At 40.8% G+C, this 25,365-nt stretch carries 15 protein-coding genes; all 15 read right to left on the reverse strand.

Translation table 11 applies throughout. From position 1 onward, the window contains the following. Positions 1-307: 307 nt before the first annotated feature. The 15 genes from CWB85_RS09915 to CWB85_RS09985 all read right to left on the reverse strand — a co-directional run bounded on the left by CWB85_RS09915 (position 308) and on the right by CWB85_RS09985 (position 25,252). The gene (locus CWB85_RS09915; RefSeq protein WP_138554776.1) at positions 308-3,262 is read right to left on the reverse strand and encodes a TonB-dependent receptor; all 2,955 of its coding nucleotides are present in this window, start codon (positions 3,260-3,262) and stop codon (positions 308-310) included. Between the two features lie 361 nt (positions 3,263-3,623). Then, entirely contained in the window at positions 3,624-6,674 is a 3,051-nt protein-coding gene (locus CWB85_RS09920) for a TonB-dependent receptor (RefSeq protein WP_138554777.1), read from the reverse strand. Between the two features lie 75 nt (positions 6,675-6,749). After that, positions 6,750-9,476, reverse strand: coding sequence for a poly(beta-D-mannuronate) lyase (locus CWB85_RS09925; RefSeq protein ID WP_138554778.1), 2,727 nt, complete (start codon positions 9,474-9,476; stop codon positions 6,750-6,752). A 388-nt stretch (positions 9,477-9,864) separates the two neighbouring features. Further along, positions 9,865-10,845 (reverse strand): polysaccharide lyase family 7 protein, encoded by a 981-nt coding sequence (locus tag CWB85_RS09930; protein ID WP_016706353.1) that lies wholly within the window; start codon positions 10,843-10,845, stop codon positions 9,865-9,867. 30 nt (positions 10,846-10,875) lie between these two features. Beyond that, a complete protein-coding gene (locus tag CWB85_RS09935; RefSeq protein WP_138554779.1) occupies positions 10,876-11,844 on the reverse strand; it encodes a class 1 fructose-bisphosphatase in 969 nt (322 codons plus the stop codon). Then, positions 11,841-12,923 (reverse strand): class II fructose-bisphosphate aldolase, encoded by a 1,083-nt coding sequence (gene fbaA / locus CWB85_RS09940; protein ID WP_016706355.1) that lies wholly within the window; start codon positions 12,921-12,923, stop codon positions 11,841-11,843. The genes CWB85_RS09935 and fbaA overlap by 4 nt, the downstream gene beginning before the upstream one ends. 13 nt (positions 12,924-12,936) lie before the next feature. Further along, the gene (eda, locus tag CWB85_RS09945) at positions 12,937-13,557 is read right to left on the reverse strand and encodes a bifunctional 4-hydroxy-2-oxoglutarate aldolase/2-dehydro-3-deoxy-phosphogluconate aldolase (protein ID WP_016706356.1); all 621 of its coding nucleotides are present in this window, start codon (positions 13,555-13,557) and stop codon (positions 12,937-12,939) included. Between the two features lie 76 nt (positions 13,558-13,633). Continuing rightward, a complete protein-coding gene (locus CWB85_RS09950; RefSeq protein ID WP_138554780.1) occupies positions 13,634-14,563 on the reverse strand; it encodes a sugar kinase in 930 nt (309 codons plus the stop codon). Positions 14,564-14,627: 64 nt separating this feature from the next. Then, positions 14,628-15,926 carry an MFS transporter gene (locus CWB85_RS09955; protein ID WP_016706358.1) on the reverse strand — a complete coding sequence of 433 codons (1,299 nt, stop codon included), beginning with the start codon at positions 15,924-15,926 and terminating at the stop codon, positions 14,628-14,630. A 1-nt stretch (position 15,927) separates the two neighbouring features. Further along, the gene (locus CWB85_RS09960; protein ID WP_016706359.1) at positions 15,928-16,275 is read right to left on the reverse strand and encodes a cupin domain-containing protein; all 348 of its coding nucleotides are present in this window, start codon (positions 16,273-16,275) and stop codon (positions 15,928-15,930) included. Positions 16,276-16,286: 11 nt separating this feature from the next. Then, entirely contained in the window at positions 16,287-18,449 is a 2,163-nt protein-coding gene (locus CWB85_RS09965) for a heparinase II/III domain-containing protein (protein WP_374954825.1), read from the reverse strand. A 55-nt stretch (positions 18,450-18,504) separates the two neighbouring features. Beyond that, positions 18,505-20,763 carry a polysaccharide lyase 6 family protein gene (locus CWB85_RS09970; RefSeq protein ID WP_016706361.1) on the reverse strand — a complete coding sequence of 753 codons (2,259 nt, stop codon included), beginning with the start codon at positions 20,761-20,763 and terminating at the stop codon, positions 18,505-18,507. 120 nt (positions 20,764-20,883) lie between these two features. Further along, positions 20,884-21,762, reverse strand: coding sequence for an NAD(P)-dependent oxidoreductase (locus CWB85_RS09975; RefSeq protein WP_016706362.1), 879 nt, complete (start codon positions 21,760-21,762; stop codon positions 20,884-20,886). 663 nt (positions 21,763-22,425) lie between these two features. Continuing rightward, the gene (gene trhP / locus CWB85_RS09980; RefSeq protein ID WP_138554781.1) at positions 22,426-23,808 is read right to left on the reverse strand and encodes a prephenate-dependent tRNA uridine(34) hydroxylase TrhP; all 1,383 of its coding nucleotides are present in this window, start codon (positions 23,806-23,808) and stop codon (positions 22,426-22,428) included. A 127-nt stretch (positions 23,809-23,935) separates the two neighbouring features. Next, complete coding sequence (locus tag CWB85_RS09985) at positions 23,936-25,252, reverse strand: methyl-accepting chemotaxis protein (RefSeq protein WP_138554782.1); 1,317 nt, start codon at positions 25,250-25,252, stop codon at positions 23,936-23,938. Between the last annotated feature and the right edge of the window lie 113 nt (positions 25,253-25,365).

Genomic DNA, 25,365 nt, shown 5'->3' on the forward strand with positions numbered 1-25,365 from the left:
TAATGACAATTTATAGCGACAGATAAATGGAGTGATAACAAGGCATAAATTTTGACATGTAGTTGTTCTACATGAAAAATTTATAACGCAGTTAGCGCTTTATTTAGCCCGCTAGAATGGTTAAATATTTAAGTCGATTGGTATAAATCATTGTGCGACAGTAATACCTAGCAACTTGTGTTGCTATAACTGTTCAGTAACTTAATAGATTAAAAAGTGGTTTAGGGCTGAGAACAAAAAAAAGCAAGCCTTAATAAAGGCTTGCTTTAATATCAATTATCCTAATTGATACTCTCACACACTGTTTTTAAAAACGGTAGCTCACACCAAAGGTGATACGGCGGTCAGTTAAACCTTGGTAACACAATAGCGAACCACCATTTACACAAGACTGGCTTACTTCTGATTCAGTTAAGTTAACTGCTTCAACACCAATATTGAGCTGATCATTAACATCGTAGCTCACACTCGCATTCAGCTGCCCACGGTCTTCTTGTACCACTGGGAAACCCCATGGGTAACTTGATGTACTACCGAAGTCTTCTGAGCGATAACCTTCACGCCATGTATAACGTGCACGCGCTGAGAAACCATATTTTTCATAGTACAAAGTAAAGTTATAGGCATTTTCAGATAAATCTATCAACGGTTGTTTAGCTGAAACTTCAATGTCTGAGATACCTGTAGTCAGTGCGAATACTGCATTAGCACGGCTTATCGCATTATCAATTGCTTCACCACCTGATGACTCTTGATACGTATAATTTGCCATTACACCAAATCCAGATGCCCAACCTAAGTCGCTCTCAAAGCTCGATAAATCATACTGAAACGCAAGTTCAATACCTTGTTGTGTACGAGTATCTGAATCATTCACGGTTGTTTGTGTTGGTACACATACACCTACACCAGGCTCAGGACCAAATACATTGATATCGGCAATAGGGTTAAATGTACCACCACCTTCACAAGCAGGACCTGTGGTGTCGCGGAAACCCGTCGCTGGATCTTCGTATGGGTCAACTTGCTTAGTTACATGTAAGTCTTCACGTTTTTTATGGAAATAGCCTACACTCACTAATGCTGATGGTGCGAAATACCATTCAGTAGAGATATCAAATGAAGTTACTTCTTCTGGCTCTAAACCCGGATTACCAATAGCTACCGCTGTATTTGGGCTTGTGCTATATGAAACTGAGGTAGATAGGTCATCGTAATCAGGACGACGAATATCTTTTGACCAACCAAGGCGAACAATTAAGTCTTCAGCAACGTCAGCAATAATATTTATACGTGGTAATAAGAAATCATAATCAGCCTCAGACACAATTTGCGAAACGACTTGATCGCCATTGCCATCAATTGTTACTGAATTACCAGTAGAGGTGATATCTGTTTGTAAGTAACGTACACCAAAGTTACCGCGGAACATTTCATATTCAAAGTTTGCCTGTGCGTATAATGCATGTGTAGTCTCTTCAATATCAAAGAACGCACTAACTTGTGATGTAGGTGAACTGATTGGTGCACGATCAGAGCCTGTGATGGCATTGTTAGCAACGATTGCATCGTTTAATACATCAAGCACATAATCAGGGTTAGAGCCGGCCAGCTCAGGATTCACTAATAAGAAGTCTTTAATAAATAAAGAACGACCATCTGCAGCATTAAAGTTATCAGGACCCGCTACCAATAGTTCTGCAAATAAGTCACCCGTTGGGCTCTCAGCCATACTTCTCAAACCAACATTATCACGAATTTGGTCTGATGTGCTGCTTGACTTGTTATAGCGATAACCAAAGTCAACAGATCTAATAAGCTCATCAAAATAATAAGTAAAATCAGCTCTGAATGCATCTTCTTGGTTTTCTGTGGTATCACGTCCTTGGTTAACATCACGTAATACAACATTAGCTGGGTCTAAAAGCTGAGCACTTGTTGGTGCATTTGCTTCACTTTGAGCAATACCAAACGCCAATGCCCCGCCACTTAAGTCATACTCAAATGGTGTACCATTTTCATTCGAATCGTTCACAGCAACATTAGGGTTAATAAAGTTTAATGTTGTGTTGAAACTCGGTGTTGTTGAATTAGAACGAGAAGTTGAAGCTTCTACGCTAAATAGTAAGTCATCGCCTTGCCACTCACCACCAAGTCTAAATATTTGGCTATCTGTTTGGCGTGAGTTTGTGTCACTTGAAAAACGTAAGTTAGCATCACCACCACCATCTTCAACTGGGATCACACCTTTTAATGCCGCTTTTATGCTGCCTAAGTCTTGACCATCTAAGACACCAAAATTAACATCTTCAAACTCAGTTGGCACAGATACATTGCGTAAATCACTTACGCCTGATGCTTGCACACGCGAGCTCTCTTGACGGCGGTCTTGGTCATTCACTACGGCATCAAAAAAGAATTTTGTATTACTAGTCGGCGCCCACTCTAAGCTACCTGCAAAGTTCATGGTTTCTGATTCATAGTTATCATAATCTTGAATCAAAAATTGGATTGGTAAGAAATCGAAAGATTGTGCACTTGCCGCACCACTATCAGCTGCTACAACATTGTCGCGGTCTGCACGTGGGCGAAATGCGGTTACATCTTGCTCGGCGTAGCTGGCACTCAATACCACACCAAATTCACCACCTGAGTCTAATTCCCAGTTATCTCCCCACGCGGCTGATACACGCGGTTTAATACCATCAGTTGATAAGCTGCTATCTTCACCTTGAATACGAAACGATCCTAGCGTGTCATCTAACTGCAGTGGGCGAATTGTACGTAAATTAATAGTTCCACCAACAGAGCCTTCGATTGTCTTTGCTTGTGGTGATTTAATCACCTCAACAGCAGAGATCATCGATGCAGAAACATCTTCAAAACTAATACCAGTACGTCCTGAACCTGAACCAACAGTCGATACCCCATTTATTTCTGTACGATTGGCATTAGTACCACGAATTTGAACGCCTGTACCAACACCCGCTTCACGGGTGATCTGTACGCCTGTAATGTTTTCTAATACCTCTGCTAAGTTTTGATCTGGCATTTTACCAATATCAACAGCTTGAATAACTTCAACAAGGCTATCTGCTGAACGCTTCTCTGCCAAAGCATTGGTGAGTGATTGTCTAATCCCTGATACTTCAATTATTTCGACATCATCTGCAACTTGTTTTTCTGTTTCTTGTGCTGATGCAACATTTAATGCCGTAGCTGAAAGTATCGCTAATGTAACGCTAGATAATTTGTGCTTCATAGTTTTTCCTGTGTGATCGAATGCTATGTTTATTTACTTGTTGTCTTGTTACCGTTTGCCTTCACAAAAGGTTAACCAAATAATTACACCTGAATGAAAAAAGATCAACCCCTTTGGTAATAACATTTTAAAAAAACATCAACCAATTGTTATTACCAATAATACAGGCTAACAAAAACCTTTAATAACCAATTGATTATTAACATCAAATTAGGATTTGTTTTTTTGTGGAGCAGGAAAAGTTTTATGTTATAAGACTAATGTAGCGGTTATAAAGGCTTCACAACATAAATTGGCTAACCAATTATTTCTAGTTGTAAAAAAAGGCGGTTGCCCGCCTTTTTTGTTTACTTTCAACTAATTAAAACTTGAAAGATACCCCTGCAAATAAGCGAGGGCCATAATCATTAACTTCACCTAGGTTACCTTCAGTAAAGTAATCTTGAGATTTAGGCTGGCTAAATAAGTTAATTGCTTCGAGTTTAACTCGTACATGTTCATTAACTTTATATGATGCACGCGCTTCCCATACACCAACCGCATCAACATAACGTAAACGGGTTGAGTTACTCGTGTAAGGTTGGAAATACTCACTACGATATTTATAGATAATCGCTGTATCGAAATCGCCAATTTGATAATACAACTGGCTGCTCAGTACATGCTTTGAGAAACCAGGTACCGATGCAGGTGATACAATACCAGCTGTTAGCTGAGTTGTATTACCATCTAAGTCAGTAACGTAAGTATCACCATATAAACTGTCTTCATACTCCATGTCTGTATCAGCATAGTTATAACCAAGCTTAATACCAATACCGCTATCCCAACGATAGGTGATTGAGGTTTCAATACCAAATAGGTCACTTTCTTCATCTGTGGTTACAGAGTTAGTAATTGGCAATGTTACCGTTTGCCCGCCAACGATAAAGTCTTCTAATACCGTTTGTTGCTGGAATCCACCTTGGAATTGTTTATAGTAAACACCAAAGGCGAAGATAGCATCTTCATTAGGATACCATTCAAAAGCAGCATCGTAGTTCCAAGACATTAACGGTTGCGTGTTAGGGTTACCAGAACCATTTACACCTACGAATAAGTCACCAAGTGATGTTGGTGCCGATTCTTCATCCGTTTGGAAAGTACGGCTATAACCTAAGTTCGCTGGATCAGGACGAGACATACCACGGTATATACCACCACGTAATAAAATGTCTTCACTGTAATCGACTACAAGGTTGAAGCTGGGTAGTACTTCAGTGTAACCACCACCGCCTTCAATTTGCTCAAGCGATTCACCAGGCACGAGTGTCAATGAACCATCTTCATTCGTAACTACTTCAAAGGTGTTTCTAAAACCTAATGATGTAACATCAGTATCAACTACACGCACACCAAAGTTACCACGAATATATTTGCCGAACATTTCAGTGTCATAATTCGCCATTAAGTAAACTGAGGTGGTTTTTTCTGTTACATCAATAGTACCTGCATTTTCATACTCAAGTTCTGGGTAAGCAAACGCACCGCCATTAGATGCTGCCAGTGCTTGTGAAAAACAGACATTGTCATAGGTTGCCCATGATGAACCTGTGCCGCTAGCAACTACGTTACCATCGCTATCTACATGAGTCAGGATATCACCATCTGACACACTTGATAAAAAGCCTGATTCAGGGAAATCAATTTGGCAGCTTTGTAGTACATCTAACGCAGGCGTCACACTCTCATCCAGTGTATATTCAGTACGAGAACCATTACCTTGATTACCACCATATTGCACAAACGTCAGCTCTGAGGTTCTTACACCACCTTGGATACTGGTAAATACGTCGCCACCTAATGTGTATTCAAAATCAACGCGTGCACCGATAACTTCATTTTCACGCGCATTTTCGCGGTCAAGACGTGTACGTAGGCTATCGGTATAATTTGAAATATCCGTTACATCAAAATCAGTAAGTGTAAAGTGTGGAATATGCTCTCCCATATCCCAGCTAAAGAATGGGCGGTCAACAGTTCTACCACGGTTTGAAATTTGCAACTCTTCACGCTTAGTTTGTGAGTAAGAAACATCAAAATTTAAATTTAGGTTATCTGTCGCTTGATAATCTACATTCAAGCCATAGCCACGGTAATTTTCTTCACGAGAAAATTGCTCGCCTGCAGATTCAATTCGCTCTTCACCTTCCCAATGTAAAATACCACCTGCTTGGTTAGTCACCAATGAAGGGCCGGTGATGCCAGGTGTCGCACGTTTTTGTAAGAAAAGTAAATCATGGCGAGCTTCTGCTTGAGTTCTATCAGAAATCTGCGCATCTAAGTTGATATCCAATACATCTGAAGGTTGGTATTGTACCGCCATAAAGATTGCATCACGTTCGTCTGATGTTTCATTTTGACGGAAACTGCGGCTACTGCCGGTCCACGCGTAAGGTGTACCATCGCTTTGAGCTTTTCCTGTATCTGGATCAATCGCAGTCTGATAACCTTGATTTGTTAATTTTTCTCCAGCAACTTGGTCTTCACAATCACCAGCACTACTGCGATAGAAACCTTCATTGGTATTGGTTGGATCGTTTAAACACGCCCATAATGAAGAGCCAGTTGGGCTTGAACTTCTGTATTCCGCTTCTGGTTGACTGATGTCTTGACGCTGCACGCCAAACGACACACCTACAGCTTGGCCATTATCAAACTCAAACTGATCTACATAACTAAAAGTACCGCGAAAGCCCACATCACTTTGTAATGAGTTCTCAACATTACTTTCATCAGGGTTGTAGTTGACTTTAACTTCACCTTGAATGCGCTGCTTACCAAAATCAAGTGGCTGAACTGTCTCAAGTGCAATAACACCCGCTACACCGCCTTCAATCATTGATGCATCTTGGGTCTTATAAATCGCTATTTTTTTAACTAACTCTGATGGAAACTGTGAGAAGTTTACTGAGCGATCACCACTACCATTTGTCGCTTCACGACCGTTAATATGCGTTGCGCTTAAGAATGGGCCTAAACCACGAATCGTAATTTCAGTCGCACCACCATTTTCACGGTGTGATGCAGCCCCTGTGATTGACTCAAGTGCTTCACCGATAGAAAGCGCTGGTAAATCACCAATGTCATCAGCAGACAGACCATCTACTACAGTCGTTGCTTCACGTTTAATCGCGATTTGATTTTGAATCGTTCTACGTGAACCCGTTACACTAATAATTTCAATGCCATCATCTTCAGCCGCCACGTTTTGTGCAGGCGCTTCCTGTGCATGAGCGCTAAATGCAAGCGAACCTGCCACACCGGCAAACATAGTGGCTTTAACTAACTTAGCAACAGGACGCAGTGCAAACCGAGTGCGTTCCTGTATATGTAATTCAGTAATCTTTGTGTGTTCTTTGTTCAACGACATGTCGAGATCTCCGTTGTTATTATATAAGGTAGCTTGTCGCTACCTTTTTATGTTGTCTAAAAATAAGTGCGGTACTTACTCAGGTTGTACTTTCCAAGTAGAACCAACACCCACTTCTGAGGCTTGAATATAGTGTAGGCCTTTAGCACCAGCGATTGCTTGAGCACCACTAAGATCTGTTTCAGTTAATGTATTATCTGCGGTGATAAGTGCGGGCACTTCTTTACCGTTGGCTGCTGGGTCTTGGTCAACGGCACCATCAGAATCAAAATTACCATTGCCATTTTCTTTTCTAAAATCTACCCAGAAGTCATCTTCAACATCACCAGATGCATAACTATCTGTGAAACCATAGTTATTTGAGAAGTTAGAAACGGTGTGATTAATTAAGTCACAATCATATTCAAAAGCATGGGCGCTAGGTGAAGAAGCATAATCAAAGTTTAGAAAGTAACCTTGGCTTGTTGCTAGTGAATTGTCTTTTTCACCAACACCATTAGCAATTAAGTTAGCGTCAAAATTAATTTTAAAGAAGTTCTTTGTTAAGCCATAAAGTACGGCATTGTTATCAGGAGTTAGTTCATCACAGTCGCCAACCCCCGCTTTAGAGCCTACTTCAGTACTAAACACAATAGGTTGGATAGAGTTAAGCACAGTGTTATTTTTTACAGAAAGCGTAAAATCACCTGAGCCATCAAGAATTGCTTGGTTGCCCGAATTTGGCACACCACCCGTAGCTTGTGAGAATGGGTTTGGTGTAAATACAATGCCTCCTGTTTCTTTACCATCAGCACGAATACCCGCAATATAGTTATTAGTAATTTTATGACCTAAAGGTGTTACTAACACACCACTAGGACGATCATTACTATCTTTAACATCTGTAGTGCGAATGATAATGTTATCGCTTACGGTATTAAATGCACCGTCTTCTAACGAAATTGCGCCGTTAGGGTTGATAATTGTATTACCGTGAATTTTCGCGCCAGATGTTTGCACACGCATTAAACGTCGGCCAGATACAAAGTTATCAATACGATTATATTGAATAGTGAAATTTGCTGTATCAGCTGCATCAGTACCTGTGGTACTACCTACATTTAACAATAATAAGCTAGAATCAGCATAATTAGGGTTAATACTCTCACCAAACAAATTGTACTGTACAAGGTGATTAGCACTCGATGAAGCCATTTTAATCACTGACCCTTTTGCCGCATTATTACGATTACTAAAGGTGTTGCGCTCTACGAGTGCTGAATTACCTTTTAACACCAGCCAATGATAATCAGTTTTATTTAAATCAGCTTGGTCGCCATCCATGGTGTTTTCAGAGAAAACAAAGTTATCTCCTTCTGAATAGATAACCGCATTTTCTTCATTGGAACAAAATGAACTTGCTTTCGTATCTATGTTTTTAAAAGTAAGGCCAGTCACAGCGGCACCATCAACTCCCGCAGCTACATGGATACACGCTTCACCTAAAATAACCGGTGTTTGCCCTTCAACAGCACGAATAGTAACAGCGTTTGTTAATAGTATTTCAGCTGGATCGGCGTATTGATTTGAGTTCAAACCAATCACTGACCCCGCTACCACACCATTTAATGCGGTAGCCAACTCATCAGCGTTATTAACCACTTGTGTATAAACTAATGAGTCAAGTGAGCCAGTCACTGTTTCTGGGTAGCCATCATTATCAGTATAGCTTGCAGTTACAGATATTATCGCTCCTGCATAATCCGTAGGTGTAAACGTTTTACTGTTACTGTTGGCAATCTCAACACCGTCAGCGGCCCATGTATAAGTGACACCCGCTTCATCAAAACCATTTTGCTCAACCAATTCTGCAGTTAACACGGCGTTTGATAAATATGGCGCAGAACCAATAATATTGAGCGTACCATCGATATTAACCGCTTCTTCCGATACCGCTAATGTCGCTGCCGAGATATTTTCTTCTGTAAAACCATTGTCATCGGTATAGCTAACTTTTACCGTAATGACTTGGCCTAATTGCGCTAGTGAAACAATATATTCGCTTGCAGTTTCACCACTAATAGCAACATCATCCGCTAACCATTGGTAAGTGATTGTGCCACTTGCACCGTCTTCATCGCTAACTACTGCAACCATTGTATTACCAATAGTGGGTGTGCCATTAATTGTTACCATTCCTTGAGCGTTAACTCGCTCAACCGCGCTGGTAGCAGCAGACGTTGCTGACTCACTAAACCCACGATCATCTACAAATGTTGCAGTTACCGTGATCACGGCACCGACATGTGCTTCAGTTAATACCAGCTCAGGTAATACTTCGCCATCAATTTGCACACCATCAGCAAACCAAGCATAAGCAACGGTTTCACTATCAAAACCGTTTTGATCACTGACTGTGGCTGTAAGGGTAGAACCAATCAATGCATTACCAGTAATGGCGACTGCTGCATCATAAGCAATTGCGGCAACCTCTGCGGTAGCGTTACTAACGCGCGATTCATTCGTGCCGCCATTATCGGTGTAGCTTGCCTGAGCTGAAATCGCAAAGCCAACTTGTTCATCAGTAAGTGTGAATGATGCGCTGTTCGCACCTGCAATTAATTGACCATCTGCATACCAGTAATAATTGATATCTCCTGAGATACCATCAGCATCAGTAACAGACGTGTTTAACGTTTCGCCAGACAGGGGAGTACCAGTTAGAGCAATAGAGCCCAAAGTGTTATCATTATTTTTCGAGTCTGAATTACAACCTACAATTGCCAGCGCGACGGCACAAAGTGCAAAGTTTTTTAAGTTCATATGGCTCTATTCTCCAAATTCATGGTTTAATCTCTAATAGTTATTGTGTGTTATTACCAAAATACAGCTTAAAATTATTACCAAAAAGTCAATTTTATAATGAATTGTTAACTTGTTTGGTAATATAACCATAATCGAAAAGAATTTACCACTATATCCGCTCAAAAAACATAACATTTAATTCACACCACTGCTAAAAGTCAGAAAACCACTACAACATCGGGTATGACCAATAAGCAGTGACAACTCACCAACAAGGTAAGCACACTGTTATTACCAATTAATATTAACCAGAATGTAATTTTAATAATGGGATAAAACGCTTTTTGAACGGGGAGCTAAAAGGTAAACAGCGCACTCTGTACTTTGTTTACCTTTTGGAGGGCTTTTAGTGTTGGTTACTTAAATGATAAAAAGTAGCTTGAACATAATCTTGGGGGTTGCCTGTGTTGTTTTGGTTATAAACACCGGCTTTAAAGTACATATATTGATTGTTTTTGCTATAACCGCTATCACTCATATCCATAGATTTAGTAATGTTAGGCTTTCCTTGACGGATCAAGGTTACAAACAAAACATCATTTTCCACAGTAATTTTATAACTAAACTTTTCATTTAATTTAATACCATCAGTGGGATCAGCCAAAGTATGGGAGCGGCTACCAACAAGATCTACCCATACATCATCGCCGTCGTTGATCTCATGAGCAAAATAAATAGCACCATGCTCATTATCAGGTAGCTTACGATAGTATAAGCGGATTGGTTCATCATCAGTCGCATGTATTTGACCAATAATAACGCGCCCTACTTTTTTTATGTCTCCGGTTACAGATACACGGTTAACTGCGAGCGTTGCTTCCAAGCTGCCTTCGACTGCCCCAGCTTTTCTTTTTACTGAGCTATGAGCTGAACTAAATACCCAATTATTTTCCGTGATCCCTTGAGTTTTTACTCGCGTGTTACCTCGTCTGAGCATTTCACGTAATTCAGTACGGGCATACTTAGTGTTTTTAGAGGTTTTGGCACCTTGGTTAGGACAGGCAAATACCATTCCACCATCTGCAGCCGTGTAAAATAATGGCTCTAGTTTAAAACCATCACTTAATGGCTTTTCCCAAACGATATCTGCTTTTTGATCTTTATTAAGATCTGTGGGTAAAGTTAAATACCAATTAAGTAAATCAAAGTTTTCGCTTGGTGTTTTACTTGCATCTAACTTAGTGAAATCACCTAACAATACACCTGCAGTTAATTGCTGGTGCGATTGTGGAATAGCAGCTGCTTGCTGTTGTGCATTCACACCACAATGCCACGCAACCGTCGCTAATAATGTTAATGCAGGCAGAAATATATTGTGTTTTATCATTGTATTCTCCGCGCGGATAAGCTGCTTTTGTTATTGCTCAAAAACAGCGTTATTGAAAACACTCACACTCGCAGGTGAGCCCATTACAACGGGTACACGCTGATGAAGGCTAGTCGGCTCTATGGTTAAAATTCGCTGACCGCGAGAGCTCGCTTGCCCACCGGCGTTTTCAATCAACATCGACAAAGGGTTGGCTTCATAAAGCAATCTTATTTTGCCATTTTCATTACCTTGTCGTTTATCTTCAGGGTAAAGAAATGTACCGCCTCTTGATAAGATTCGATGAACATCCCCCACCATAGCTGCACTCCATCGCATTGAGCTTTTTTCAAACTCAGGGCCTGCGTAGAGCACTTTATCAAAGTAAGCCTGGATCGTTTCATGCCAATAGCGGTAATTCGCCATATTGACTGCAAATTCTTTACTATCGGGTGCGACTGACATTTTTTCTGTTGTTAGTAAAAACCCACCGTGAGTTAAGTCCAACGTGTAACAACGAGTTGGGCCGCCGGTACTCATCACTAGTAAGGTAGCAGGACCGTACAGTACATAACCTGCACATAACTGCTTGCTACCTGCTTGCACAAACTGCTCATCACTGTCATAAGGCACATCATCACGTTTTTCGTAAATAGTAAAAATAGTCCCTATCTGACCATTTATATCAATGTTGGAGGAACCATCTAGCGGATCAAACGCGACAATATACCGACCAGCAGGGTTACCAGGAACAGCATGATCTTCTTCTTCAGATGCAACTGCTGCCACACAGTCTTCCTCAAGTAACATATCTTTAAGTAACTGATTGGCGATCACATCAAGCTTTTTTTGTACCTCACCTTGGATATTTTCATCCAAAGTCGATCCTAAAACCCCAGCGAGCTCACCTTGGCTTACTCGAAATGCGATTTCTTTACTGGTCGCTAAAATGGTGCGGATCAACATAATTAAATCGGTTTCCACACCATCGCTTTTTAACACTGGAATTAGTCGTTTCATGATGAGTACCTGTTAACACAATTAAGATCAGTAAAACACTGCAATAATCGCATCGTCATGTTTTGCTCTGCGTGACTTAGCCAAACTCGCGGATCATAATATTTTTTGTTCGGCTTATCGTCACCATCAGGGTTACCTATTTGTCCCTGTAAGTACTCTTTATTGTTTTGATAGTAATTCAGCACACCATCCCAACACGCCCATTGCGTATCGGTATCAATGTTCATTTTCACTACGCCATAGGTTAGTGACTCTGCAATTTTATCTTGCTCTGAGCCACTGCCACCATGGAAAACAAAATTTAAACTATTGTGCGGTAAACCAAACTTCTGTGAAACATAAGCTTGGGAGTCTTTCAAAATGCTAGGGGTCAACACAACGTTACCGGGCTTATAAACACCATGAACGTTGCCAAATGAAGCTGCAATAATAAAATTAGGGCTAATTTTTCTTAATTTTTCATATGCATAGGCAACTTCTTCTGGTTGTGTATAAAGAGAAGAACTATCGAGGTGGCTGTTATCCACTCCATCTTCCTCACCACCTGTGCAACCTAACTCAATCTCCAAGGTCATGCCTATTTTTGCCATACGTGCTAAATAACGTTCACAAATAGCTATATTTTCTTCTAATGGCTCTTCAGAAAGGTCGATCATATGCGAACTAAAAAGCGGCTTCCCTGTTTGCTGAAAGTAACGTTCGCCTTCATCTAACAAGCCATCAATCCACGGCAGTAACTTTTTCGCTGCATGGTCCGTATGCAACATAACTGGCACGCCATAATGCTCAGCAACAGTATGAACATACTTAGCCGCACTTACAGCACCAAGCACAGCACTTTGTTGCTCAGGTAAAACAAGGCCTTTGCCACAAAAAAACTGGGCGCCACCGTTCGAAAGCTGAATAATAACGGGGGACTGTACTTTTTTTGCCGCTTGTAAAGTGGCATTAATCGAAGATGTGCCGATCACGTTAACTGCAGGTAATGCATATTGATGCTCACGGGCATGTTCATACACCTTTGTGACATCATCACCAACAATGACTCCTGGTTTTACTTGTGCTAGTAGATAACCCATTCTGCATAGACCCTTACGCTTTATTCGCCTCAACACAGGCATCAGTGATCGCCTGCCAATTCTCTTGTTCAACCCACTCTTTAGGTGCTATCCACGTACCACCTACAGCAATGACATTATCCAAGGCGAGGTATTCGTGTTTATTTTGTGCATTTACGCCGCCAGTCGGACAAAAACTGACACTTTGGAACACGGTTGAAACTGCTTTTAAAAATGGTGCGCCGCCTGATAGTGAAGCCGGAAATAACTTTTGCTCTGTAAAGCCAGCTTCTAACGCCAGTAAAATATCAGCCGTATTAGATACACCAGGAACAACCGGTACAGGGCATTCTTTCAACGCCGCAAGCAAGGTTGGAGAAACAGCGGGTGTAACAATAAAGTCAGAACCTGCGTCAAGTGCTTGCTGTAAAATTTCAGCATTGATCACTGTGCCAGCACCCACTTTTAACGATGGTACAGCTTCTTTTATAGCTTTAATTGCAGCTAAAGATGCATCGGTGCGCAGCACAACTTCAACCAAGCCTAATCCTGCAGCAGCCATTGCTTTGGCTATATTAACGCCTTGCTCAGCAGTATCAGCTTGAATTAAAGGAAGAAGTGTTTGTCCCGACATGAGTTCAGTAAAGCGAGTCATAGCTATATCTCTCTTAATATTTATTATGTGTTGAGACGAAAAGGCACCCCATTGAAGCCTTTTCGTTTAAATTCTATTACTGTGAGTCAACCATTGCCCGATTGAAAATATCTTTTGCGGTAATTGCGCCAGGTTGCTGAATAACAATGGCGGCGGCTTTGGCAGCTTTACTTACAGCATCGCTAACACAAGCCCCGGATAATCGTGCACCTAAGTAAACACCATTAAATGCATCGCCTGCCGATGTTGTATCAACTACATTTTCCACCGGTGTGATCTGATGACTTTGCAGCTGGCCGTCAACCAAGGTTAATACTGATTCGGGGCCATTTTTTACAACAATTTCGTTGATATCGAATTGACTCATATGGGCTAACACATCGTCTACCGAGTTCACCCCATACAATACCTGTAAGTCTTCAACACCCGGCAAAGTGATATCAGCAGACTTAAATGCAAGCTCATATTGTTGCTTTGTTTCTTCTACAGATTGCCACAACCTTGCTCTATAGTTAGGATCAAAAACTACTGTAACACCCGCCGCTTTTAAATCTCGAACGGTTTGCCAAAATATATCTCGTGCTCTAGGTTCAATCACGGCAAGTGAAATACCAGAGAAGAACAACATGTCACCAGAGGCGAGTTCATCAATGACTGCTGGATTGAAAAAATCTACAACTTTACGCGCTGCAGAATCGCTTCGCCAATAGCTAAAGCTGCGCTCTCCATGTTCGTCAGTTTCGATATAATACATACCAGGCACTTTCTCTGGGTGAGCAAAAACTAATTGCGTTCCCAGCTGCTCAGCGGCAAAGCAATGTCGCATTTTTTCACTGAGTACATCTTTACCCAGCGCAGTAACAATAACTGAATTAATTTCATTAAAACAACGTTTTAGGTATACAGCAGAGTTATACACATCACCAGCAAATGCTTGGTTGAGAGTCGTATTATCAACCGCTCTCAGCTCGACCATACACTCACCTAAAAAGAATATTTTTTTCATTTTTTAACTTACCTTTGTTGTAAGTAAGCGGCAGACATTGGTTACTCTGCCGCTAAACGAACCGTTACTTAGGTTCTTTTAATGGTTCAATTTTTGGAATTAAAATCCACACAGCCAGCATTGCGGTAATAGCTAATGAAGCACCAATAACAAACGCAGGGGTATAGTTTCCGCCAGCAGTTAAATAAGGCACTAATGAAGTTAAACCAACAGCACCCAGCTTCGCTGCCATTCCAGAGAAACCTGACAATGTACCAACCGCTTTTTTACCGAATAAATCACTTGGTAAAGTCTGCACATTGCCAATTGCAGTTTGGAAACCAAATAGAATCACCGCCATAATTAAAACCGCTACAACAGGTGCACCAGGGTTTGCCATAGCAAGTAATGCAGGCAACATTATTAAACAGCCCAGCGTAATCGTTAGCTTACGGGTTTTATCTGTACTCCAGCCGGCTTTTAAACGATTTTGTGCCAATAAGCCGCCAAACCACGCGCCAAACATTGCACCAACATAAGGAACCCAGCCATAGATACCTATCGATTTAACATCCATGCCATACACTTCATTTAAATAAATAGGGATCCAGAACACGAATAACCACCAAATAGGGTCAATAGCTGCCGATGCGATGATCACACCCCAGCTTTGCTTGCGACTTAATAGTTCTTTGGTTGAAGGGTTATATTCTTCTTCTTCCTGTCCTTCATCATTTATTTCACGACGTTGGCCAGATAAAATATAGTGCTTTTCTTCTTCAGTAAGCCAAGGATGAGAGCCTGGTGGTGCTTTAACTAATATTAACCAAGGTACTAACCACAAAAAGCCCATTGCGCCCACAACCACAAAAACCATTTGCCAGCTAAAATACACAGTCAAATAGGCAATCAGAGGAATAGCAATAATGCCGCCAATCGCAGCTCCAGAGTTAAAAATCCCCTGTGCTAAAGCACGCTCTTTAGTTGGAAACCACTCAGCATTCCCTTTGGCAGCACCAGGCCAGTTACCAGCTTCAGCAACACCAAGAATAGCGCGGAAAATACTCAAACTGAGTATCCCTTGTGCAAACGCATGAGCGACAGTAGCAAGTGACCACACACCTATTGATAATACAAAACCAAAGCGTGTACCGACCCAGTCAAATATTTTGCCAAAAATTGCCTGACCAAATGCGTATGCAAATACAAACACAATAGAGATATTGGCATAAATTTGCTTACGTTCAAGTGCCGACTCATCTGGGAATAATTCTTCAACTATATCAGGCCATAGAACACTTAACGCTTGGCGATCGATGTAGTTGATGATGGTTGCAAGTGCAATTAATGCAATCACCCACCAACGTAGTCCTTGGAGTTTCATATTATTCATCCTCTAAAAAATCTTCACGAGCAGGACTAAACGTATCAATTAAAATCCCGCCTGTAGGACACGTTGCACCGTGATCGGCAAACGGTGGAATAAAACAGCTATCGCCTGGCTTTAGAATTTTAGTCACACCATCAATATTAAAGTGAAATTCACCTTCAACTACATAAGTAACTTGTGAATGACGGTGTGCATGGTTATAGCCAATTGCACCTTCTGCAAACCAAATTTTTACCGCCATTAGCTCTTCGTTATAGCCTAGCATTTGGCGTTTTAAACCATTACCTAGGTCTTTAATTTCGGCTTCATTGGCAAATGTAAAATGCTCACTTTGCTTGCTCATCGCAACTACTCCTAAATGTTGTTAATCAAATAAACGCCTAAACGGCCGTTTAATGAATATGATTTATTTTGATATTTAAATGATTTCTTACTTGCAAGCTCAGCCTTGTTAATAGCGATCAAATAGTGCTTGTCGGCAATTTCCAGCTCAACAAATACCAGCTCACCTTGCTGTGAGTGTATTAAGTTTGTCACTCTACTTTCGGCCACTAAGGTATATTCCTTACTTGGGTTATATTCACCATGCGGTTCAAGTACAGAAATAAACTGATGCTGCTTTTTATCTGTTACGCGACGGATAAAACCATGCTCATTACGCAAATTAAAGTTAGGATCGTCGGCACCTAGTTGCGTGAATAAGAAGGCTTCATCACCTTTAACTAAGCTGGTTAAAGTGTAAAAACGGCCGTTGTCGTTAAGCCAAGACACGCGAGCAAGCCCTTGCTCTGGTTTTGCTGTGGCTTTTAACCAAAGATGCTGGTAACCATTTTTGTCACCCAGCGCCGATAACTGTTTAGTGTTGGCTTTTAGCTTAAAATTGGTATCAATAAGCTGCCCTTTATAGTGTAGCGGTAAATCAAGTTGATGTGATTTATCAGCAGCCACGCTAAATAAATCCAGAGCGACAGTACTGTTCAACTCTTTTAGATTCACTAGCGCTAATGTACGTTCAAGTTCAACACCTTTATACACGGTGCTAATTTCACCACTTGATACTGTGCCGTACTCAGATGTTTCAAAGAAATTAAGTGTTGGCGCATTTTTATTGCCCACTTCTACGTCACCATTGAAGTGACTTGTTTCATCAACCACCACAGTATTATGAGCAACTGTTTGCTTAGCGTAGCTATTATTCTCTGGCAGATAGCGACCACCGAACTTAGCTTCAACATTTAAAAACCGTGCAGCGCCGTAGTCAGAGACAATCTCTTCGCCTTTATCATAAAATTGCCATGTTAATTTATCGAAATGGCCATGCCCTAAACCTTGTGCTGCTGGCTTAAATAACAGTGCTTGGTCACCATCAAGTTGGCTACGCATAATAACTAATGCGCCTTCTTTACCATCACTACCGTCACCAAATGCCACTGACTTAAACGTGTAAGGTGTTGCTAAGCCTTTATCTAGCGCCTGAGCTACTTTTAGCCCATCACCCGATAAAATAATTTGCCCTTGTTGTTTGGCAATATCTAAGTAGCCTGTGTCATTCGTTAAGCTATACGCAACCGTAACACCATGAACAAGCTCAATGGTATCAATGCCTTTACTCTTAATAGCATCATTAATTGGGAAGAATAAACCGTTGTAGCTAAGTTGAATGGTTGTATCAATTGCTTTTAGCAATACACCGTCACGGTGTTCTGCAATTTTTCGTTCTGGCTCATTGTGTGCAATTGCTTGTGCAAAAGTTACAAATGGCAGCAACGCAAAACGTTGATAATATGGGCCTTCGTTATAGTAACCTTGTGGTGAAAACAACATATCCAGTTGCTTTAAGAAACCACCTTCACCTGACTTATCTAAATCATATAACGCTTTTTCAACCCACTCAGGTTCATTCATAACGTAACCTGCCATGCCCACGCCAGCCGTAGCCCACGTACCATGGTTATGTACTTTATTGAAGGTTGTTGGCTGCCCTTCCGATAAGAATAAAGCGACTGGACGAAGTAGCTGCTTCTCAATGGTAGCACTTTGCTGATCTGTCAATGCATCATGGATCAGATCATACGCTTGAATGGTGTATACCAACCACATTGCCTCATTCAAGCTTTGCCAAAATAACTTACCTGGGTTTTGAGATTTTACTTTACGTTTAGGGTGAACATCTAAACTTGGGTAAAGCGTGGCATATTCAAGTAACATATCGCGAACATAATCAGCGTATTTTTGTTCTTGGCTAAGTTGATAAATGATCCCCGCACGATACATCAATTGGTAATTTTTCTTATGACGTTCGTGAGTGTAACCGCCGCCACCATCTTTTGGCACAGGGACAACGATAGGAAAGGCTATTTCTTGATCAACTTGCGCTTTTAAACTGAGATAGCGTTCACTAAAAAAACCTTTGTTATCAAGTGCGCCACGCATTTTGACAACATCATCTTCAGTGATCACTAAATTTGGATGCGCAGCTAAAGAACTAAACGTTGTGACAGCAAGCGCAATTGACATTACACCTGCTTTTAATTTTGTTTGTAGGCTTGAGAATGACATCAACAACACTCCACTAATTCTTAATTACTTTATTGTTTTTTAACGTGGCCGTGTGCGGCCCTGCAACTCTAAGCTCAGTAACACTTGGCTCTTCTGTGCTATCGAAGGTATTATTAACGATCAGAGTGTTTGGCTCACCCACCGTATGCTCAATCACAATAGGTGCTGATTTAACAAACGTATTGCTATCTATGTTAGTAACTTGCACACCATGTAGATAAACACTAGCATTACTTTTATTACGTTTTCCAAGCCCTACATTAGCCAAGGTATTATTTGTCATCGTAAGATGCGGACCAAACGTACTCTCGTCTGTACCACCGCGATAAAGTTTGATTAAGCTGCCACTTACATTACTGAAGCTATTATCTGTAAACGTAACGTAATCAGCATTGTAGATCCCTAGATCTTCAATCTCGCTATCAAGTCGTAAAATGTCGCCAGAGACTTTATTAAACTTATTATTGATGAGCGTTATTTCATCCGCGAGTGCACCTTTACCCGTGGTAAAAAAATCAAAGGTGTGATTAATGTCTAAATCAACGAGCTGACTATTCATCATTACTAAACGATAGTTATTAACCATTCCCCACTTCTTCGTTCTAACAACGCTGTTGCCAGCAGAGTCAGGGCTGCTTTCTCCAGAGATTGATAACCCATCAAGCTTTAAGCTTCCGCCATCATGAATTTCAAATAGTGAGGAGCGTTGAAAAGTAAGTGTTACCTTAGCGTGTTGGCCTGCTTTGATAGTGAGGACTTTATCGATAATGACCAGTTTAGACACATCGTACTGGCCAGCGGCAAGTTCTAACACATCCCCTGACGCTGCATTTTCAATAGCGCTTAATAAAGCCTGTGCAGACCCCTTAACCGTATGAGTTTTGCCAGAATCAAAAGCAATAATCGCAGGAACTTTTGGGTACCAAGTAACACCTGTTTCAGCCTTGCTAATAACCGTTAAATCAGTTTTTGCGCCCGCTTTTACTTTATTTGAGGTCGGTAACAGTAATCCTGCATCGTTACGCTTTAATGCTACTGCTTGTTGCTTAACGCCATAATTAACATTGCTCAACACCTTAGTATTGGCAACATTACCAGAGAATTTGATCCCACTTACATCGTCAAAAACAGTAAAAGGCTGCTGGTTGTTTTCATTAATAATTAAGTTGTTTTTCATTACGCTGTTAATTGGCACAGCGCTGCGCTCAGCATCGCTACCTGCCGCTAACTGAATATGACGCACGTTAACAAAGGTATTATTTTCTATTTGTGCGTTTTCTACTTGATGGTAACGGTTAATTGACGAGTTAGGCACACCATTCATCACAGTAAAACCACTGCCAAAACGAAAGCCTGTTAACCCTTCAAGGTAGTTATTGCGAATAATTTGATCTTTATTGATAACACGAATACCACCGGTATGTTCCACACCGTTACCAAAAAATACGTTTTCTTCAATTAAATTACCGTTGCCATGGCGCATGGTAAGTGTGCCACGCGCTTCAAAAAACACATTATTTCGAATGATGTTTTTACCAGATTTAATTGAAATAATTTCGACTTCACCATTGGTTTGCTCAAAATAATTATTTTCAACCAAAGTATGAGAGTCCGTTAATGAGTAATGACTTGTACCAATACGTAATGTTTCACCGCCATTAGAGCCAAAAGTTGGTCTGTAACCAAAGTAGTTGTGATCGATCTGATGATAATTCTGCTGACTCTGCTCACTATTTAAGCGCACGGCTACCGTAACACCTTTGTTACGCTTGCCCACTAAATGGTTATGATCAAAACGGTTATGTTGGCCATATAAAGCAACCCAGTAATCAGATTCACGCTTGTCAGGATTGTTGTAATTATCAATAACTATTTCAGAAACACGTGAGTGATAAGCAAGTTCACTCTTATTACGACGAAACTCAATCACTGCTGAAGTTGGCGTATAGCCGTTTTTAAATACCAAACCGCTCGCATGAAGATAGTGTCCAGCAAGACGTAAATTAGACTGCCCAGATAAAATAACTTTACCTTTCGTTTCTGCAATTAATTGTATAGGAGATTTTTCTGTACCTTGGCCTTGCAATAAAATTTCAAAATCGGTCCAAGTACCATTTTTCAGAATAACTTTATCACCAGCTTTTAAATTACTGGCAATGTCAATGTAAGCTTGTTTACTGTCAACAAAGTAGTCTTTGGCTATTGTCGCTGTTGAAATACAACCTAGGATGATTAGACTAAGCTTTATTATAGTTAAATTTATCAATCGCATAGTTAACTCTTTTTACTGGATCAAACAGATACCCACAGTGAGAGATTCTGCTATACCAACTTTTATAATGTGTGTGTTTAGACGCTAAACAGCGTGTCTAGCGTCTAAAATTTACAAGAATTACTTGTTTAGTTTTTTAAAGTAATCAAATATTTCTGGAACATTACCTTGACCCATACCCGCATCAAATGCAGCTTGTAGGTTAGCTGATGAACCTTCAGCAATTTTCGACTCTGTACCAAGGTCAGCAACCATTTGTAGGAAATAACCAAGATCTTTATTTGCATTAGCAATTGAGAAACCTAAATCACTGACATTATCTACAGCGTAGTTTTTACAGAAATGCATAAACGGTGAGTTAGAAGGACCAGTAGACATGATGTCGAATAACTGCTGACGATCAACGCCGGCACGATCTGCCACAGCAAAGGCTTGCGACATAGCGCACACAGTTGTCATACCCATAAAGTTGTTGATTAGTTTCGTTGTGTGACCAGCACCCAGCTCACCTAAATGAAACACATTTTCGCCTTGATCGTCTAACACAGGCTTCACTTTATTAAAGGTTTCTAGATCACCCGCAGCCATAATATTTAGCAAGCCATCTTTAGCATGCGCTGGAGTACGACCCAATGGCGCATCGATCATACCAACACCTTTTGCCGCTAGATCTGCACCAATTTTCTTGGTAGAAGCTGGAATTGATGTACCAAAATCAATGAGTACAGAGCCTGCTTTAAAACCAGCAAGCAAACCATCGTCTGCATAAACAACTTTCTCAACAATTGCTGACGTTGTTAAACAAAGCATAACAATGTCTGTAGATGCAGCGAGTTCTTTAGCAGTTGTGACTGTTTTAGCACCACGCTCAACACATTTAGCAACAGCATCTTTATTAAGATCCATTACAACCAGCTCATAGCCTCTATTTTGTAAATTTTCGACCATATTGCCGCCCATAAGGCCTAGCCCGATGAAACCGATAGTTGGTTTAGACATGAATAACTCCTAAATTATTGAGCGCTTATTCCCGCGCTATTAATCAGCTTAGTGACAGTGACACAGCTTCGCTTTATTAAATCTCTAATAAGTTGCCCCTCAATACGGCGCAACTCTGAATTTTTACTGTTAGGTAAAACACTCTTTCAAACAGACTTTACCAATCAGCTTGTAAAAACAGTATTATTTAGCGAACCAATTGTCAACCAATTTGTAAAAAAACAATTATTACCGGGTAAAAACAAAGTAACCAATTTAATATAGCTTCATGCTTAAAAGAGGGGGAATGGAAGCTAAAGGCAACATAAAGAGCTCATAACATACTGATTAAAATAAAAAACAAAATAAAAACTTGTGATAAAGCCAATTAGCAAACACGGAAAAACAATTGGTAACAACAAAAATGAAAACAGGTAATAACACTTACACTTATTACCAATTTAGAGTTACGCTATGAACCATAACGTGATCTGAAATGCAGAAAGCGAGGATTTTACGTGGAAAAGTTAAGGTGTGAATGAACTAGTCAGCACCATTGCTGCTGGTGTGAGCCACTAATAACCAAGAGTCAGTTGTTCTTTCAGGTTAATTTCATCCCAAAAGAACAACAAACGCTGAATATAAGCGGCTATTTAGACAACTAATGCTTACGTAAGATGGTGTTCAAACCACAGTTTGTTTGAAAGGTTCACGTGTGTTTTGATTTTCATCAAGATTACGCATCAATATTGCGTGCTCTAGATGGATAGTGTCAGGTAATGGGATTTTTACAATATGGCCAGAGCCTTTGGCATCTGTAATTGCTTCGCCTTTTTTGTTTTCCATCAATTCAAGTACAAAGCTAATATTACCTTGTGGCGTCATCAGCTCTAGTGAGTGGCCTACGCAAAATTTATTTTTTACGTCGATTTCTACTAAGCCATTTGCATTTCGCTCTATAACTTCGCCAACAAACTGTTGTTTGTCTGATACTGAATGGCCGTATTCATAGTTTTGATACTCTTGATGGGCGTGGCGTTTTAAAAATCCTTCGGTATACCCACGGTGCGCTAAGTTTTCTAATGTTTTAAATAAGTTTGCATCAAATGGGCGACCCGCTACGGCGTCGTCAATTGCTTTGCGGTAAACCTGTGCAGTACGCGCTACGTAGTAAAAAGATTTAGTACGGCCTTCTATTTTTAAGCTGTGGACGCCCATTTTTGTTAATTGCTCTACGTATTGCACAGCGCGTAAGTCTTTTGAATTCATGATGTAAGTGCCATGCTCGTCTTCAAACGCAGGCATGTATTCACCGGGGCGACCTTGCTCTTCAAGCATCACAATATCGTCGCTCGGTGCGCCTTCGCCAAGAGTTGGGATCACTTTTTTAGGATCAAACTTATGCACCATTTCGCCAGTTTCACTCTCAACGCCTGGTTTTACATCATAGTTCCAGCGGCACGCGTTGGTGCAGGTGCCTTGATTTGGATCGCGTTTATTAATATAACCGGAGAGTAAACAGCGCCCAGAATACGCCATACATAATGCGCCATGGACAAACACTTCAAGCTCAGTGTTGGGACACAGTTGACGAATTTGTGCAATTTCTTCCAGTGATAATTCACGAGACAAAATCACCCGCTCAATTCCCTGTTTAGCCCAAAAATTCACAGTTGCATAGTTTACAGCATTTGCTTGTACTGAAAGATGAATAGGCATATTAGGCCATTTTTCGCGCACTAACATAATCAAACCAGGGTCTGACATGATCAACGCGTCCGGTTTCATGGCTATAACAGGTTCAATATCACGTAAATACGAGTTAACTTTGGCGTTATGCGGCGCAATATTTGATACCACATAAAACTTTTTACCCTGTGCATGCGCTTCGTTAATACCTATTTTAAGTGTATCAAGGTCAAACTCATTGTTTCTCACTCGCAAACTATAGCGAGGCTGTCCCGCATAGACAGCGTCTGCACCATAGGCAAATGCGTAACGCATGTTTTTTAAACTGCCCGCAGGTGAAAGTAATTCGGGCGTAAAAGGGGAGATCATTGACGACATGCGCGCTCCATACATCGAACTGGGATCAGGCCAGTTGCATGAAATAAGTAACCTGATCAGGTTAAGTAATAAAGCGCGGCAGTATAGGGTTAGTTAAATAACGATGTTTTGATCGAAATCATAAAACTCACTTTAATTGATTGGCAAATTGACTCACTGCATCAACCACTTGCTGTGCGCCTTTTTTAATACTCGTCATCACAGATCCAGACTCTGTCGACAACTCGAGTCCTTCTTGCGCTTTGTTCTTACCTTGTTCAATTGCTTTTACAGTGGATTGGGTGAGTGTACGGTTTTGTTGCACCACCTCTACAATTTCTTCGGTGGCTTTACTGGTTCTTGATGCTAATTGACGAACTTCATCAGCTACTACAGCAAAACCGCGGCCTTGTTCACCTGCACGTGCAGCTTCTATCGCAGCATTGAGGGCCAGCAAATTAGTTTGATCGGCAATGCTACTAATACTTTGTACTATGCTGGCAATTAATTGCGACTGTTTATCCAGTGCTGCTATTTCATCTCCCGCTTGCGACATCTGCACCGCTAATTCATTCATCACTTGCACTGTTTGTTGGATCACCGCTGCCCCTTGGTCTGCAAGATGATCCGTTTCAGTAGAGGTACTGTATGCAATATCAGCCGCTTTTGAAATTGCTAGCTCACGTTCAACCTGCTCAGTGATCACCGTCGCAAATTTCACCACTTTATAGAGTTCGTTTTGCTCATTAAAAATCGGGTTATAAGATGCTTCAAGCCATATAGTCTGCCCATGGCGGTTTAAACGCTTAAACCTGTCAGCAACATACTTTCCTTTTTTAAGCTGCTGCCAAAAAGTTTCATACTCCTGCGAGTTTGCCTCCTCAGGCTCACAAAACATTCGGTGATGCTGACCGACAATCTCTTTGAGCGAATAACCCATTCCCGCTAAAAAATTTTCGTTTGCAGTCAATACAATGCCATTGGTATCAAACTCAATAACTGCCATGGCTCGGTGTAACGCCTTGATTAAATCTTGATGCTCGCGGGAGGTTTCAATAGTGCGGGTTAATACGCTAGAGTGCAGTGTAAATTCAACCAGGTTGCCTTGTTCATCGACTATTGGTTGAAGAATACTCCTTAGCCATGCTTGTTCACCATTGGCATGTAGAAATTGCAATGCTCCAACCCAATGTTCATGTTGTTCCAGCGCATTTTTCAAACCAATAAAGTGCGCTGTCTGTTTCGCATTATCCGGCACAAAACTCAGCAAACTTTTACCAATAAGTTGCGATTGGGCATACCCTAGCTCATGTTTAAAATTATCATTTTGCGTAATTATTCGACCCGTCTTATCTATCGTTAACACGAGCATCTCTTCATCTAAACTTTTTTTAACCTGAGTAAGCCTAAAAAGCTTACTTTTTAATTCAGTTATTTGAGGTCTTAAAGATTTATTAAAAAACATACTCACTTCCTGATAAAAACATTGATCACTTGAGCCAAAAAAGCCACGCGGAAACTTATTAGCATACGTTAGTGTAGACGAAGTTGTTCAGTTTGATACACATTTTAGGTGAT

It is taken from the genome of Pseudoalteromonas sp. S1727 (genome assembly GCF_005886375.1).
GTDB lineage: Bacteria > Pseudomonadota > Gammaproteobacteria > Enterobacterales > Alteromonadaceae > Pseudoalteromonas > Pseudoalteromonas haloplanktis.